15 protein-coding genes are annotated in these 16124 nt (G+C 55.6%); 9 read left to right on the top strand and 6 right to left on the bottom strand.

All coding sequences use genetic code 11. From position 1 onward, the window contains the following. Positions 1–5 precede the first annotated feature (5 nt). Both glnL and glnA read right to left on the bottom strand, forming a co-directional pair. Entirely contained in the window at positions 6–1055 is a 1050-nt protein-coding gene (gene glnL, locus E0L20_RS20625; protein ID WP_119938075.1) for a nitrogen regulation protein NR(II), read from the bottom strand. 186 nt (positions 1056–1241) lie between these two features. Further along, positions 1242–2651: a glutamate--ammonia ligase gene (glnA, locus tag E0L20_RS20635; RefSeq protein WP_023333896.1), complete on the bottom strand. Its 1410-nt coding sequence runs from the start codon at positions 2649–2651 to the stop codon at positions 1242–1244. Positions 2652–3029: 378 nt separating this feature from the next. Here glnA and typA point away from each other — a divergent pair, with 378 nt between their 5' ends. From typA to E0L20_RS20670, 7 genes are all read left to right on the top strand, one after another. Further along, positions 3030–4853, top strand: a complete 1824-nt coding sequence (gene typA / locus E0L20_RS20640) for a ribosome-dependent GTPase TypA (RefSeq protein ID WP_039032182.1) — start codon at positions 3030–3032, stop codon at positions 4851–4853. 133 nt (positions 4854–4986) lie between these two features. After that, complete coding sequence (yihX, locus tag E0L20_RS20645) at positions 4987–5586, top strand: glucose-1-phosphatase (RefSeq protein ID WP_131635583.1); 600 nt, start codon at positions 4987–4989, stop codon at positions 5584–5586. After that, complete coding sequence (locus E0L20_RS20650; RefSeq protein ID WP_131635584.1) at positions 5580–6461, top strand: virulence factor BrkB family protein; 882 nt, start codon at positions 5580–5582, stop codon at positions 6459–6461. The genes yihX and E0L20_RS20650 overlap by 7 nt, the downstream gene beginning before the upstream one ends. Beyond that, positions 6458–6895, top strand: a complete 438-nt coding sequence (gene dtd, locus E0L20_RS20655) for a D-aminoacyl-tRNA deacylase (RefSeq protein WP_131635585.1) — start codon at positions 6458–6460, stop codon at positions 6893–6895. The genes E0L20_RS20650 and dtd overlap by 4 nt, the downstream gene beginning before the upstream one ends. A 44-nt stretch (positions 6896–6939) precedes the next feature. Continuing rightward, positions 6940–7881, top strand: coding sequence for a fatty acid biosynthesis protein FabY (gene fabY / locus E0L20_RS20660; RefSeq protein ID WP_165500738.1), 942 nt, complete (start codon positions 6940–6942; stop codon positions 7879–7881). Positions 7882–8000: 119 nt separating this feature from the next. Beyond that, the gene (locus E0L20_RS20665; RefSeq protein WP_131635587.1) at positions 8001–8243 is read left to right on the top strand and encodes a ribbon-helix-helix domain-containing protein; all 243 of its coding nucleotides are present in this window, start codon (positions 8001–8003) and stop codon (positions 8241–8243) included. 2 nt (positions 8244–8245) lie between these two features. Beyond that, the gene (locus tag E0L20_RS20670; RefSeq protein ID WP_131635588.1) at positions 8246–8617 is read left to right on the top strand and encodes a type II toxin-antitoxin system VapC family toxin; all 372 of its coding nucleotides are present in this window, start codon (positions 8246–8248) and stop codon (positions 8615–8617) included. 39 nt (positions 8618–8656) lie between these two features. On the opposite strand, the gene fdhE is transcribed toward E0L20_RS20670, so the two are convergent. The 4 genes from fdhE to fdnG are packed head-to-tail and all read right to left on the bottom strand — an operon-like array spanning position 8657 to position 14180. Beyond that, positions 8657–9586 carry a formate dehydrogenase accessory protein FdhE gene (gene fdhE, locus E0L20_RS20675; RefSeq protein ID WP_131635589.1) on the bottom strand — a complete coding sequence of 310 codons (930 nt, stop codon included), beginning with the start codon at positions 9584–9586 and terminating at the stop codon, positions 8657–8659. Further along, positions 9583–10218, bottom strand: a complete 636-nt coding sequence (fdoI, locus tag E0L20_RS20680) for a formate dehydrogenase cytochrome b556 subunit (RefSeq protein WP_131635590.1) — start codon at positions 10216–10218, stop codon at positions 9583–9585. The genes fdhE and fdoI overlap by 4 nt, the downstream gene beginning before the upstream one ends. Next, positions 10215–11117 carry a formate dehydrogenase subunit beta gene (gene fdxH, locus E0L20_RS20685; RefSeq protein ID WP_131635591.1) on the bottom strand — a complete coding sequence of 301 codons (903 nt, stop codon included), beginning with the start codon at positions 11115–11117 and terminating at the stop codon, positions 10215–10217. The genes fdoI and fdxH overlap by 4 nt, the downstream gene beginning before the upstream one ends. A 12-nt stretch (positions 11118–11129) precedes the next feature. After that, complete coding sequence (gene fdnG / locus E0L20_RS20690; RefSeq protein ID WP_131635592.1) at positions 11130–14180, bottom strand: formate dehydrogenase-N subunit alpha; 3051 nt, start codon at positions 14178–14180, stop codon at positions 11130–11132. Positions 14181–14552: 372 nt separating this feature from the next. On the opposite strand from fdnG, the gene fdhD reads away from it, so the two are divergent. Together fdhD and E0L20_RS20700 are read left to right on the top strand one after the other, a co-directional pair. Beyond that, positions 14553–15389 carry a formate dehydrogenase accessory sulfurtransferase FdhD gene (gene fdhD, locus E0L20_RS20695; RefSeq protein WP_131635593.1) on the top strand — a complete coding sequence of 279 codons (837 nt, stop codon included), beginning with the start codon at positions 14553–14555 and terminating at the stop codon, positions 15387–15389. A gap of 114 nt (positions 15390–15503) precedes the next feature. After that, positions 15504–15716: a YdgH/BhsA/McbA family protein gene (locus E0L20_RS20700; RefSeq protein ID WP_114980033.1), complete on the top strand. Its 213-nt coding sequence runs from the start codon at positions 15504–15506 to the stop codon at positions 15714–15716. Positions 15717–16124 lie beyond the last annotated feature (408 nt).

A 16124-nucleotide genomic window follows, 5' to 3' on the forward strand; every position in this document is an offset into this window, starting at 1 on the left:
CACCTTTATTTTTTAATCGGCAGGAAAACCGAAAACTCGGTATGCCCCGGCCAACTGGTAAATTCAATTTTGCCAGAGTGTTGGTCAATCAGGCTGCGGGCAATGGATAACCCCAGCCCGGTCCCGCCTTCGCGGCCGCTGACCATCGGGTAAAACAGCGTGTCCTGCAGATGCGGTGGAATACCCGGTCCGTTATCTTCGACGTCGATACGTGCCGCCAGACGGTAGCGAACGCCGTGCAGCGTAAGCTGGAATGCGGTGCGGGTGCGCAGGATTATTTCGCCCCCCTCCGGCCCCAGCGCCTGCAGCGCGTTGCGCACAATATTCAGCAGAACCTGTTCGATCTGATCCGGGTCGTGCGCCAGTTCCGGCAGGCTTGGGTCGTAATCACGCACCAGCGTGACGTTGTCCGGGAGTTCCATAGAGACAAGCTTCACCACGCGCTCGGCCACTTTATGAATGCTTTCAGAGATATGCATTCCCGGCTGCTGCGGCCCTAACAGGCGGTCGACCAGATTACGCAGGCGGTCGGCCTGTTCAATGATGACGTTGGTATACTCCGCGAGCGCGGGGTCCGGCAGCGCTTTGGTCAACAGCTGCGCCGCGCCGCGAAGCCCGCCCAGCGGGTTTTTGATTTCATGCGCCAGGCCGCGTACCAGGTCGCGAGCCGCGATTTGCTGGGCGTGCTGGAGCTGCTCCTGGCTGAGGCGGCGCTGGTTATCCATCGGCGCCATTTCGAGCAGGATCAACCCTTCAGGCAGCCGCTGCGCCGTCAGGGACAGAATGTGCGAGCGCCCGTCGATCACCAGCGTCACTTCGTTATCCGTGAACCCCTGACCGGCCTGCAGACTCTCCTGCATCAGGCCAATATTCAGCGAAAAATAGCTCAACAGCTCAGGAAGCGGGGTGCCAAACAGTTTACGCGCGCTCTGGGCGAGCAGCTGCTGCGCCGCCGGGTTGGCGTAATGCACCGCCAGCTCGTCATCGACCAGCAAGATACTGTTAATCAAGGAATTGAGGATCTGCCCAGCATCGGGCAGCGTGCCAGTTGCCATTCAGCAGTCTCCTGGAGTTGGTTGCACTAATTTAGTGCAGTATAGCTTTTTCGTCGTAAAAAGCGCGTGAGATCAGGTTGTTGGTGGAGAAAAAAGCCCATCCGAAGATGGGCTGAAAGTTTCCACGGCAACAACTAAAAACAGCTTGCGGGTCACGCGAAAAGGTCGCGTGAAACCCGTTAAAACTTAAACGCTGTAGTACAGTTCGAACTCAACCGGGTGCGGGGTCATGCGAACGCGGTCGTTTTCTTCGGTACGCAGCGCGATGTAAGCGTCGATAGCTTCATCGGTGAACACGCCGCCAGCCGTCAGGAACTCACGGTCTGCGTCCAGCGCCTGCAGGGCTTCTTCCAGAGAACCGGCAACCTGTGGGATCTCTTTCGCTTCTTCTGGCGGCAGGTCGTACAGGTTTTTGTCCATGGCTTCGCCTGGGTGGATCTTGTTCTTAATACCGTCCAGACCGGCCATCAGCAGCGCTGCGAAGCACAGGTATGGGTTAGCCGCTGGGTCCGGGAAGCGCACTTCGATACGGCGCGCTTTTGGCGACGCAACAACCGGGATACGGATAGAAGCAGAACGGTTACGGGCAGAGTAAGCCAGCATGACCGGCGCTTCGTAGCCTGGGACCAGACGCTTGTAGGAGTTAGTGGTTGGGTTCGCCAGGGCGTTGATCGCTTTAGCGTGTTTGATAACACCACCGATGTAGTGCAGCGCCTGCTCGGACAGACCGGCATATTTGTCGCCAGAGAACAGGTTAGTGCCGTTCTTGGACAGGGACATGTGGCAGTGCATACCGGAACCGTTGTCGCCAAACATTGGTTTTGGCATGAAGGTCGCGGTTTTACCGAAACGGTGCGCAACGTTGTGCACAACGTATTTGTAGATCTGAATCTCATCCGCTTTTTTGGTCATGGTGTTGAAGCGGGTAGCGATTTCGTTCTGGCCAGCGGTGGCCACTTCGTGGTGGTGCGCTTCAACAACCAGGCCCATCTCTTCCATGATCAGACACATGGTAGAACGAATGTCCTGTGAAGAATCGACCGGAGGAACCGGGAAGTAACCGCCTTTCACGCCAGGACGGTGACCTTTGTTACCACCTTCGTATTTGGTGGAAGAGTTCCATGCGCCTTCGATGTCATCGATAGCCACGTGGGAACCAGAAATTGAAGCGCCGAAACGGATGTCGTCAAACAGGAAGAACTCTGGCTCTGGCCCGAACAGAACGGTGTCCGCGATGCCGGTAGAACGCAGGTACTCTTCAGCGCGTTTCGCGATGGAGCGTGGATCGCGGTCGTAACCCTGCAGCGTGCCTGGCTCGAGGATATCACAACGGATGATCAGAGTCGGTTCTTCGAAGAACGGGTCAATGAGCGCGGTGGTCGCGTCCGGCATCAGAACCATGTCGGATTCGTTAATGCCTTTCCAGCCGCCAATGGAGGAGCCGTCAAACATTTTGCCTTCTTCAAAGAATTCGGCGTTCACCTGATGAGCAGGGATTGTGACGTGCTGTTCTTTACCTTTGGTATCGGTGAAGCGCAGATCAACAAACTTCACTTCATGTTCGTTCAGCATCGTCAAAACGTGTTCAGCGGACATACTTAACTCTCCAGATTGGTCATTGTCGTCGTGGTAACGAGGTCTTCAATTTCTGTTTGTACTGGCTGTTGCCATGTATTTTTTATAAAGCGAAATCTGTGCCAACTTTTAAAACACCCCCAAAAGGCGTTATCATGCGCACCATAGTGCAAAAGGGCTGCACCACGATGGATTTGTTGCACCAGTATAGTGCTTCAATGTGAACATTGAGCACCATATTGGTGCAATTTACGTTAAAGTGCCCTTTTACCGCTCCGTGAAAGCGATCACAAAGCATCTCTGCAATACTTGTTTGCGGGGGATGTTTGTGATCCTGTTTTGTAGTGCGATTAATCCGTGTACAATAACGCGCTATTTCTAAATGCCTGAGGCAAAGTTGTGATCGAAAATTTGCGTAACATCGCCATCATCGCGCACGTAGACCATGGTAAAACTACCCTGGTTGACAAGCTGCTGCAGCAATCCGGTACGTTTGATGCGCGTGCCGAAACCCAAGAACGCGTGATGGACTCCAACGATTTGGAGAAAGAGCGTGGGATTACTATCCTCGCGAAAAACACCGCGATTAAATGGAATGACTACCGTATCAACATCGTTGATACCCCAGGGCACGCCGACTTCGGTGGTGAAGTTGAACGTGTAATGTCCATGGTAGACTCCGTTCTGCTGGTCGTTGACGCAATGGATGGCCCAATGCCACAGACGCGCTTCGTGACCAAAAAAGCTTTTGCCCATGGTCTGAAGCCAATCGTTGTTATTAACAAAGTTGACCGCCCTGGCGCGCGTCCTGACTGGGTTGTTGACCAGGTCTTCGACCTGTTCGTTAACCTCGACGCGACCGACGAGCAGCTGGACTTCCCTATCGTTTACGCTTCTGCGCTGAACGGTATTGCAGGTCTGGACCACGAAGACATGGCCGAAGACATGACCCCGCTGTACCAGGCGATTGTTGACCGTGTTCCTGCACCAAACGTTGATCTCGACGGCACCCTGCAGATGCAGATCTCTCAGCTCGACTACAACAACTACGTTGGCGTCATCGGCATTGGTCGTATCAAGCGCGGTAAAGTTAAGCCTAACCAGCAGGTTACTATCATCGATAGCGAAGGCAAAACCCGTAACGGTAAAGTCGGTAAAGTCCTGACTCACCTAGGTCTTGAGCGTATCGATAGCGACATCGCTGAAGCAGGCGACATCATCGCCATCACCGGTCTGGGTGAGCTGAACATCTCCGACACCATCTGCGATCCGCAGAACGTCGAAGCGCTGCCGGCCCTGTCCGTTGATGAACCAACCGTATCCATGTTCTTCAACGTCAACACCTCTCCGTTCTGTGGTAAAGAAGGTAAGTTCGTTACTTCTCGTCAGATCCTTGACCGCCTGAACAAAGAGCTGGTGCACAACGTTGCGCTGCGCGTTGAAGAAACACCAGACGCCGATGCATTCCGCGTGTCCGGTCGTGGTGAGCTGCACCTGTCAGTTCTGATCGAAAACATGCGTCGTGAAGGTTTCGAGATGGCGGTTTCCCGTCCGAAAGTTATCTTCCGCGAAATCGACGGCCGTAAACAAGAGCCGTTCGAAAACGTCACGCTGGACGTTGAAGAGCAGCACCAGGGTTCTGTGATGCAGGCTCTGGGCGAGCGTAAAGGCGACCTGAAAAACATGAATCCAGACGGCAAAGGCCGCGTACGTCTCGACTACGTGATCCCAAGCCGTGGTCTGATCGGCTTCCGTTCAGAATTCATGACCATGACGTCCGGTACCGGTCTGCTGTACTCCACCTTCAGCCACTACGACGACGTGCGTCCAGGCGAAGTGGGCCAGCGTAACAACGGCGTGCTGATCTCCAACGGTCAGGGTAAAGCGGTTGCGTTCGCACTGTTCAGCCTGCAGGACCGCGGTAAGCTGTTCCTGGGCCACGGTGCCGAAGTTTACGAAGGCCAGATCATCGGTATTCACAGCCGTTCTAACGACCTGACCGTAAACTGCCTGACCGGTAAGAAACTGACCAACATGCGTGCGTCCGGTACTGACGAAGCAACGGTTCTGGTTCCACCGGTTAAGATGACCCTGGAGCAGGCTCTGGAGTTCATCGATGATGACGAACTGGTCGAAGTGACTCCACAGTCAATTCGTATCCGTAAACGTCACCTGACCGAGAACGACCGTAAACGCGCGATGCGTGGTCCGAAAGAAGACTAATTCACTCCTCTTTTAGTCTCTAAAACCCCGCCCTTATGGCGGGGTTTTTCTTTTTCTGCGTTGTGTCCCTCTCCATAGCCAAACCTTATCTTTCCCGCTACAGTTACTTTTCCACGGCGAAAAGGAGATAAACATGCTTTATATCTTTGATTTAGGAAATGTAATCGTCGACATCGATTTCAATCGGGTGCTGGGCGCATGGAGCGATTTTAGCCGTGTACCGCTGGCGACGCTAAAGCAGAATTTTAAGATGGGGGAAACCTTCCACCAGCACGAGCGCGGCGAGATAAGCGATGAAGAATTCGCAGAGCGCTTCTGCCATGAAATGGATCTGCCGTTAAGCTACGAACAGTTTTCCCACGGCTGGCAGGCGGTATTTGTCGCGATCCGCCCGGACGTCACCGACATCATGCAAAAGCTGCGCGAGCAGGGGCATCGCGTGGTGGTGCTGTCGAACACCAACCGTCTTCACACCACCTTCTGGCCGGATGAATATCCGGAAATCCACGCTGCGGCGGATAAAATCTATCTCTCCCAGGAGATGGGGATGCGCAAGCCGGAAGCGCGTATTTATCAGGCCGTCCTGCAGGAAGAAGGCTATTCTGCGGCCGACGCGGTCTTTTTCGACGACAATGCCGATAATATAGAGGGAGCTAACCAGCTGGGTATCACGTCAATTCTGGTGACCGGAAAAGAGACGATACCGAACTACTTTGCGAAGCAGCTATGCTAAAAACCGTTCATCAAAAAGCGACACATCACTCGCGCCCTTTTCGGGCGTGGCTGAAACTGCTCTGGCACCGCATTGATGAAGATAACATGACGACGCTGGCGGGCAATCTCGCCTACGTGTCGTTGCTCTCACTGGTGCCGCTGGTGGCGGTTATCTTTGCGCTTTTTTCCGCGTTTCCGATGTTTGCGGACGTCAGCCTGCAGCTTCGTCATTTCGTTTTTGCGAATTTCATTCCCGCCACAGGGGACGTTATTCAGAACTACATTGAGCAGTTTGTTGCTAACTCCAGCAAGATGACGGCGGTGGGGGCGTGCGGGCTTATCATCACCGCGCTGCTGCTGATGTACTCCATCGACAGCGCCCTGAACACCATCTGGCGGAGCAAGAAAGTCCGGCCAAAGGTTTACTCCTTTGCCGTGTACTGGATGATTTTGACGCTCGGCCCGCTGCTGGCGGGAGCGAGCCTGGCGATCAGTTCATATCTTCTTTCGCTGCGCTGGGCGAGCGACTTGAACAGCGTAATTGATAACGTGCTGCGCATCTTCCCGCTGATATTGTCCTGGCTCTCGTTCTGGCTGCTATACAGCGTGGTGCCGACGACGCGCGTGCCCAACCGTGACGCCATCGTGGGTGCCCTGGTCGCGGCCGTGCTCTTTGAATTGGGCAAGAAAGGGTTCGCGCTCTACATCACCATGTTCCCGTCGTATCAGCTGATTTACGGCGTGCTGGCGGTAATCCCCATTTTGTTTGTCTGGGTCTACTGGACCTGGTGCATCGTCTTGCTTGGTGCCGAAATAACTGTCACTCTCGGGGTCTACCGCGAACTAAAACAAGCAGCGATTGCTGAAAAACAACAAGAAGCAGACCAACCATGATTGCATTGATACAACGCGTAACCCGTGCCAGCGTCACCGTGGAGGACGAGGTGACGGGTGAAATTGGCCCAGGACTTTTGGTGTTGTTAGGTGTCGAAAAGGATGACGACGAGCAAAAAGCCAACCGCCTGTGCGAGCGCGTGCTGGGCTACCGCATCTTCAGCGATGTGGAAGGCAAAATGAACCTGAACGTGCAGCAGGCAGGCGGCAGCGTGCTGGTGGTTTCCCAGTTTACGCTGGCGGCTGATACCGAGCGCGGCATGCGTCCGGGCTTTTCGAAAGGTGCAGCGCCGGACCGTGCAGAAGCACTGTATGAGTACTTTGTTGAGCGCTGTCGCCAACAGGACATGAACACGCAAACCGGACGATTCGCTGCAGATATGCAGGTATCGCTGGTGAACGATGGCCCCGTCACATTCTGGCTCCAGGTATGAGCCAGCTGGCGGTCAGGCCGCGGGTAACAAGAGAGAGTACAGCTATGTATCACCTTCGAGTACCGCAAACGGAAGAAGAGTTAGAGGTTTACTACCAGTTTCGCTGGGAAATGCTGCGCAAGCCATTACATCAACCGAAAGGGTCAGAACGCGACGCCTGGGACGCGATGGCGCACCATCAAATGGTGGTGGATGAAGAGGGCAACCTCGTCGCCGTCGGACGCCTGTATATCAACGCCGATAACGAAGCCTCTATTCGTTTTATGGCCGTTCACCCGTCCGTTCAGGATAAAGGCCTCGGCACCCTGATGGCGATGACCCTGGAGTCCGTTGCCCGTCAGGAAGGCGTTAAGCGCGTCACCTGCAGCGCCCGTGAAGACGCCGTCGAATTCTTTGCCAAGCTCGGTTTTGTGAATCAGGGGGAGATCGCCGCCCCGCAAACCACGCCGATTCGCCACTTTTTGATGATCAAACCGATTGCCACGCTGGACGACATTCTGCACCGCGCCGACTGGTGCGGCCAGCTGCAGCAGGCGTGGTATGAGCACATTCCGCTCAGTGAAAAGATGGGCGTACGCATTCAGCAGTACACCGGACAAAAATTCATTACCACCATGCCGGAAACCGGTAACCAGAACCCTCACCACACGCTGTTTGCCGGTAGCCTGTTTTCCCTGGCGACCCTCACCGGCTGGGGGCTGATCTGGCTCATGCTGCGCGAGCGTCATCTGGGCGGCACCATTATTCTGGCCGATGCCCATATTCGCTACAGCGCACCGATCAGCGGCAAGCCGAGCGCGGTAGCCGACCTTGGCGCACTGGGCGGCGATCTCGACCGCCTGGCGCGCGGCCGTAAGGCGCGCGTGCAGATGCAGGTGGAGCTGTTTGGTGATGAAACGGCAGGCGCGGTGTTTGAAGGCACCTATATCGTTCTGCCTGCAAAGCCGTACGGTGCGTACGAAGAGGGCGGGAACGAGGAAGAGTAGGGGTCGTCTGGAAAGCGGCTCGCAAAATCGCCCGCCATTTTCTAAATATCCTTTAACACTAAATGGATAAGGAGTATTTTGCCTGAAAATTAACCGCAGATGATATACTAAGGTGATATATGAGTCTTTTGGCGGATCTTGATATGGGCAGAATACTGATCAATTTGTCTGATGACGTGATTCAGCGGCTGGATAACCTGAAGCAGCTGCGTAACCGGCCCCGCGCCGAATTGCTACGGGAAGCTATTGAGCAATATCTTGACCAGCAGAGTTCATCGGTTATCCGCGATGCGCTTGGCCTGTGGGGAAACCAGCAGGAAGATGGGCTTGAGTATGAACGCAAGCTGCGTGAGGAGTGGTAATCATGGAGCACATGGCTGTGTTTGATACCAATATTCTCATCGATCTTTTTAATAATCGCGTTGAGGCGGCGGATGCGATTGATCGCACGGCGTCGCATAGAGCCATTAGCCTAATCACGTGGATGGAAGTCATGGTGGGCGCGCGCAAGCACGGTCATGAAGCAAAAACGGCGGCTGTGATGGGGGCTTTTGAAATTATTGATGTGTCACGTGATATCGCGGAAAGAAGCGTATTACTTCGCGAGAAGCACGGCATGAAGCTGCCCGATGCCATCATTCTGGCTACGGCTCAGAGCAGAAGTTGCCCGTTAATTACGCGCAATACGAAAGACTTTTCGGGCATCGCCGGGGTCGTTTCACCTTACCAGCTGTAGGCCGGGCAAGCTTGCGCCGCCCGGCACCCTCACAGGAGATTACTCCCCTTCACCCGGGAACAGGAACGGGTTGATCGAGCTGCGGGCAAAGCCCTCCTGCTCCATCTTCGCGTCCAGAATCAGCGAGGCGAGATCGTCGGCCACGGCTTCGACTTTCGGGTCTTTTTCCTGATACAGAATCTTCAGGTAAGTGCCGCAGTCGCCGCAGCTTTCCGCTTTCACTGCCGCTTCTTCATTTTCCAGCGACCAGTAGTTCAGATCGCGGGTCTGTTCGCAGTTGCTGCACTTGATGCGCACCACGTGCCACTCGGTTTCACACAGGTTGCAGTGCAGATAGCGCAGCCCCTGAGTCGTGCCAATCTGCACCATGCTGGAGACCGGCATCGAACCGCAGACCGGGCAGAACTGACGCGCTTCGCCGTATTCAGCGCGGGCTTTGCCCGGGATCAGGCTGGCCATTTGCGCCCAGTAGAGCGACAGCGCGGCCCAGATGAACGGGGCTTTATCGCTGCTCACCAGCGAGAAGTCGGACGCGAACAGCGCGCTCGCCATCTCTTCCAGCTCCAGGTCAGAGGCTTTTTCCAGATTCTCGATAACCGCCAGCGCGGTTCCGCTCATCTCCGGCTTCAGCTCGGCAATCAGCGAGTTCAGCAGCTTATGCCAGTGCTTGTCGCGCGGCAGGACGTGAATATCCAGCGGCGGCTTGCCCTGCTCGTTGGCTTCCTTGATGCGCGCGGTCAGGTCAATGTGCAGCGGGTGGTCGTACAGCACCACTTCCTGCGCGTGGGCAACCAGCGCGGCAAAGCGCAGGAAATCGCCCAGCGGGTTATTCTCTGCCAGCTCGCGCAGACGCTCTGCGCGGCGGTTGTAGAGGTTCTTGAGCCTGGGGAATAACAACGGCGGAATGTAATCCGCCGTGCGTTTCTCGCTCGAACCCAGCTCATCTTGCGGGATTATGCGAATACTCATTCAGATGACTTTTCCTGTTTCTGGCGGACTTCACGGTACCAGCGCGGGTGATGTTTCTTCGCCCACTTGCTGGTTACCCATCCTTCCACCATCGCGGTAATGGTGCCTTTCACCCAGAGGGCGGCGTAGATATGCACCATGATAACCACAATTAACGCCACTGCGGCAAATGAATGCAGCATCAGCGCGAATCGGATCACCGGGATTGAGAAAGCAGGCGCAAAGTACGGACGCCAGATGATCACGCCGCTCACCAGCAACAGGACCAGGAAGATAATCGCCGCCCAGAATACGCATTTCTGGCCGAAGTTATAACGCCCGGTATCACCTACTTCCTCGTTGACGACGATCTTACGAATATTCTTCGCCCAAAAGATATCATCCCGATTGATTAGGTTATGGTGCCAGTATCGGAAAAACATGATGATGAACGACGCGAACATGATGACGCCAACAAACGGGTGCAGTATACGCGCCAGCTGCGGTGTCCCCATGATCTGCATCAGCCAGTTGAAGGACGGGAAGAAGAACCCCAGCCCGCTTATCGCCGCCAGCATGAAGCAGAAGGCGGTGACCCAGTGGTTGATGCGTTCCGGCGCGGTGTAGCGCACGATGGTGTCACGTTTTCTCATTTGCGCACCTCGTCTTTCTCTTCATGCAGGTTGTCGTCTTCCTCTTCCGCGCGGTTCGGACCAACGCCGACGTAGTGGAAGATGCTCGCTGCGAAGGTGGCAGCAAAACCAACCGCTGCCAGCGGTTTCCAGATGCCTTTCCAGAACTTCACGGTGGCGCTGATTTCCGGATTCTCCGGCAGGCCGTGATACAGGTTCGGCTTGTCGGCGTGGTGCAGCACGTACATCACGTGCGTACCGCCAACCCCGGCCGGATCGTACAGCCCTGCGTTGTCGTAGCCGCGGGTTTTCAGCTCGGATACGCGCTCACCCGCCAGCGTTTTCATATCCTCTTTGGAGCCAAAGTGGATAGCGCCGGTTGGGCAGGTCTTCACGCATGCAGGCTCCTGGCCGACGGTGACGCGGTCAACGCACAGCGTGCATTTGTAGACGCGGTTGTCTTCCGGGTTCAGGCGCGGCACGTCGAACGGACAGCCGGCGATGCAGTAGCCGCAGCCGATGCACTGCTCGGACTGGAAGTCGACGATGCCGTTGGCATACTGAATGATAGCCCCTTCTGACGGACACGCCTTCAGGCAGCCCGGATCCGCACAGTGCATACAGCCGTCTTTGCGGATAAGCCATTCCAGCTTGTCGTTCTGCTCCACTTCCGAGAAACGCATCACCGTCCAGGACTTGGCGGTCAGGTCCGCCGGGTTGTCGTACACCCCGACGTTGTGACCCACTTCGTCACGCAGGTCGTTCCACTCTGAACAGGCCACCTGACAGGCTTTACAGCCGATACAGGTGGTCACGTCGATAAGCTTCGCCACTTCCTGCTGGTGGTCCCGCGCCTGAGGCGCGGGCGTGAAACTGTTTGTCGCGGAACGACGGATAATGTCTTGAGATTGATAAGCCATAAGTCGTCTCCGTTACACCTTTTCCACGTTCACGAGGAAGGCCTTAAACTCCGGCGTCTGCGTGTTCGCATCGCCGACGAACGGCGTCAGGGTGTTCGCAATGAACCCTTTCTTCGCCACGCCCTCATAGCCCCAGTGGATCGGGATACCGATGGTGTCCACCTGCTGACCGTGAACGTTCAGCGTGCGAATACGCTTGGTCACCACCGCCTTGGCTTTGATATAGCCGCGGTTAGAGGAGACCTTCACGGTATCGCCATGGGCGATGCCGAGCTTGTTCGCCAGCTTCTCGCCGATCTCCACAAACTGTTCCGGCTGCGCGATGGCGTTAAGCAGCGCGTGCTTGGTCCAGTAGTGGAAGTGCTCGGTCAGACGGTAGGTCGTACCCACGTACGGGAACTTGTCCTTTTTACCCAGCGCGTCGAAATCGCCCTTGAAGATACGGGCTGCCGGGTTAGAGACCACGTTCGGGTGCAGCGGGTTGGTGCCCAGCGGCGTCTCAAACGGCTCGTAGTGTTCCGGGAACGGACCTTCCGCCATCTTATCGATAGCAAACAGGCGTCCCATCCCTTCAGGCTGCATGATAAACGGCCCAACGTCGCTGCCCGGTGCGGCAGTGCTGTAGTCCGGAATATCCACGCCGCCCCATTTCGCGCCGTCCCACTTCAGAAGCTGACGCTTCGGATCCCACGGGTTGCCCTGCGGGTCAGCGGACGCGCGGTTATAGAGGATGCGGCGGTTCAGCGGCCACGCCCATGCCCAGCCCAGCGTATTGCCGAGTCCCGACGGGTCGGCGTTATCGCGGTTGGCCATCTGGTTGCCTTTCGGCGTCCAGCTACCGGCAAAGATCCAGCAGCCGCTTGACGTCGTACCGTCATCGCGCAGGTGTGCGAAGGTGCTGAGCTGATCGCCTTTCTTCGCCAGAACCGCGCCGGTGGCCGGGTCGATAACGTCCGCCAGCGCCTTGCCGTTGCTCTCCATGGCCACTTCTTCCGGCGCAGGGTTTTCCGGCGTCGAGTAGTTCCAGGTCATGTTCAGCACCGGTTCCGGGTTCGCGCCGCCTTCTGCCGCATACATCTTACGCAGGCGTAAGAAGATGCCGGCCAGGATCTCGCCGTCGTTAAGGGCGATGCCCGGGGCGTCCGCGCCCTTCCAGTGCCACTGCAGCCAGCGTCCGGAGTTGACGATAGAACCGTTCTCTTCTGCGAAGCAGGTGGACGGCAGGCGGAAAACTTCGGTCTGAATCTTCGATGGATCGACGTCGTTCGATTCACCGTGGTTCTGCCAGAAGGTCGAGGTTTCGGTGTTGAGCGGGTCAATCGTCACCAGGAACTTCAGCTTCGACAGCGACTCGACAACCTTGTTTTTGTTCGGGAACGAGGCAACCGGGTTAAAGCCCTGGCAGATATAGCCGTTGACCTGGCCCTGGTGCATCATCTCGAAGTACTGCAGAACGTCGTAGCCTTTGTCCCACTTCGGCAGCCAGTCAAAGCCCCAGCTGTTTTCCGCCGTCGCTTTGTCACCGAAGAAGGCTTTCATCATCGAGACGAAGAACTTCGGATAGTTGCCCCAGTAGTTTACCTGTCCTTCGAGCAGCGGTTTTGGCGTGCTGGCGGTCAGGTAGGTCTGCAGGTCGGGCTGTTTCTCGCTCGGCAGGTTCATGTAGCCCGTCAGGCTTTGAGACAGCAGGCCGAGGTCGGTCAGGCCCTGAATGTTGGAGTGGCCGCGCAGGGCGTTCACGCCGCCGCCTGCCATCCCCATGTTGCCGAGCAGCAGCTGAACCATCGCCATGGTGCGAATGTTCTGCGCGCCGATGGAGTGCTGCGTCCAGCCGAGGGCATACAGGAACGACGCGGTTTTATCCTTCGCGCTGGTCTCGGCGATCAGCTCGCACACCTTCAGGAAGTCCGCCTTCGGCGTCCCGCAGATGTTTTCGACAACGTCCGGCGTATAGCGGGAAACGTGCTCTTTCAGCAGGTTCCACACGCAGCGCGGGTGTTGCAGGGTGGTGTCGCGCTTCGCAAAGCCTTTCTCGTCCAGCTCGTAGTTCCAGCTGGTTTTGTCGTACTTGCGTTTTTCCGCGTCGTAACCGCTGAACAGGCCATCGTCGAAGCTGTAGTCCTCACGCACGATCAGGCTGGCGTTGGTGTAGGCTTCGGTGTATTCGCGGTTATATTTTTCGTTGGTCATCAGGTACAGCAATACGCCTGACAGGAAAGTGATGTCAGTACCTGAACGAATAGGGGTGTAGAAATCCGCCACTGACGCCGTACGCGTAAAGCGGGGATCGATCACAATCAGTTTCGCACCGTTGTGGATTTTGGCTTCCATCGCCCAGCGGAACCCGACAGGGTGCGCTTCAGCGGCGTTACCGCCCATCACCACAATAAGGTTGGCGTTCTTAATGTCGACCCAGTGGTTGGTCATCGCACCGCGACCAAATGTTGGAGCAAGACTTGCTACCGTTGGTCCGTGTCAGACGCGCGCCTGGTTGTCGACCGCGAGCATACCGAGTGCGCGCGTGAATTTCTGGGTTAAATAACCGGTTTCGTTGCTGGAGGCAGAAGCACACAGCATGCCGGTAGAGAGCCAGCGGTTGACGGTGACGCCGTCGCCGTTCTTCTCGATAAAGTTGGCATCGCGGTCTTCTTTAATGTGTTTTGCGATGCGGTCAAACGCCTCTTCCCAGCTGATTTGCTGCCACTTGTCTGAGCCTGGCGCGCGATATTCCGGGAATTTCAGGCGGCTTTCGGAGTGGATAAAGTCCACCAGGCCAGCCCCTTTCGGGCACAACGCACCACGGTTAACCGGATGGTCCGGGTCGCCTTCGATGTGGAAGATAGACGCTTTGGCATTTTTTGCACCGTCGCCGAGGCTATACATCAACAGCCCACAGCCGACGGAGCAGTACGTACAGGTGTTACGGGTTTCGCGGGTGCGCAGCAGCTTATACTGCCGTGTTTCCGCCAGCGCTACGCCGGGCGCAAAGCCCAGTGCCGCTGCCGTTGTGCCTGCCATACCGCCAGCGCAGATCTTAAAGAACTGCCTTCTGCTGACCTGCATGGGTCACTCCTTGGTTCATTTCGACATTGCTTTGTAGTTTTACTTTGCGGTTGAGAATTGACCGCAAAGGAGAAAAATTTGCGTTAATCCCTCATTTCTCCGAGGGATATCATCAGAATACCACAATGTCGGTACGCCTGTTCCAATGGCGTTAAAACAAAGTGAACGTATTATCACGGCATTGATTATAAAATGTGATATCAATCACATTATTAACCCTGCATGTTAAAGGGGTGTAGCGGGGGTCGGGTTGCACCTCTCCCAAATGAGTAGGTAAACTCGATGCTGAAAAGTTGATCCATACTATGCGTAAGGCCTGCACTTTATGATGCAATAGCAGGCTCACCTCCGTGGTTGTTCAGGAATACCGTCGTGTCTAAACAAAACCGTGCTACCCACTCGTCACCACTGCCTGCGGGCGTTGTGGAACTGTCGGTACACAGACCGCCCCACATTACCCAAGCTACGCCCGATTTTCTGGCGGAAGAAGTGCCTGTTGCTCTGGTATACAACGGCATCTCGCACGTGGTGATGATGGCCTCGCCGAAAGATCTCGATCTGTTCGCCATTGGTTTTTCCCTGTCCGAAGGCATCATCGACCATCCGCAGGAGATCTACGGCATGGACGTGGTGCAGGCCTGCAACGGTCTTGAAGTGCAGATCGAACTCTCCAGCCGCCGCTTTATGGGATTAAAAGAGCGTCGTCGCGCGCTGGCCGGCCGCACCGGCTGCGGCGTATGCGGCGTCGAGCAGCTCAACGATATCGGCAAACCCGTCGCGCCGCTGCCGTTTACCCAGACCTTCAACCTTGCGAACCTCGATAAAGCGCTGGAGCACCTCAACGATGTCCAGCCCATTGGTCAGCTGAGCGGCTGTACGCACGCGGCGGCGTGGGTGCTGCCGTCGGGCGAGATCGTCGGGGGCCATGAAGATGTCGGCCGCCACGTGGCGCTGGATAAGCTGCTGGGTCGCCGCGCGCGCGAAAGCGACGTCTGGCAGCAGGGCGCTGCGCTCGTTTCCAGCCGCGCCAGCTACGAGATGGTGCAGAAAGCGGCCATGTGTGGCGTGGAGATCCTGTTTGCGGTGTCGGCGGCCACAACGCTGGCGGTAGAAGTGGCAGAGCGCTGCAACCTGACGCTGGTGGGGTTCTGCAAGCCGGGCAGGGCGACGATTTACACCCATGCACAGCGGTTAATTGTTAATCAGTAATTTTGAAAGAGAATAACAAATCCTTCCGCTTTTAGTTGTGGGAGATGAGGTCTAGTATTTATCTCATCAAGGCACGGTGCCTTACCTAAACAACTTAACGAAAGGGTTTATCTCATGAAAAGCATCAAAACTTTTGTCGCTGTAATCGCTCTGGCTGCTTCTTTCGGTTCTTTCGCTGCGCAGACCGTGACCGCTACCGCCTCCACCATTGACGGTGCAGAAGCCAAAATTGCAGCACAGGCTCAGGACGCTGGCGCATCTTCCTACAAAATCACCCAGGCGTTCTCCGGTAACCGCGTACATATGACCGCAGAACTGAATAAATAAGCCGTGTAGCCACTGTCCCTCGCTCTCCGGAGCAGGGACAGGTTCCTTGCCTTACTCCCCCTTCTCGCCTCCCACCCACCTCTGCTGCATTAATCTCTTTTATTAGTTAAATCGTCCAGGAAATTCCTGATTACCGAAACAATAAGTGTAATAGTTCTCCTTCTTTAGTTACTTTTGTTTGAAAAATTAGCATTCCTATACACATGTTAAATATATGGTCAGACCAGATTATTGGAAATATTCCCCTGGTAAATGGCTGCGGCTATTTTTAGCCACTGATTCCGGTTTCATATCCAGTGGAATAATGTTTTTTCTTATTATTTAAGGAATTCCTCAGGCATAAATCTTAAAAGAATTTCAAGCCATTGATCGGAATTATTTGTAGTGATACTTTTCAAAAACAATATG

The sequence above is a fragment of the Enterobacter wuhouensis genome (assembly GCF_004331265.1).
Taxonomy (GTDB): Bacteria; Pseudomonadota; Gammaproteobacteria; order Enterobacterales; family Enterobacteriaceae; genus Enterobacter; species Enterobacter wuhouensis.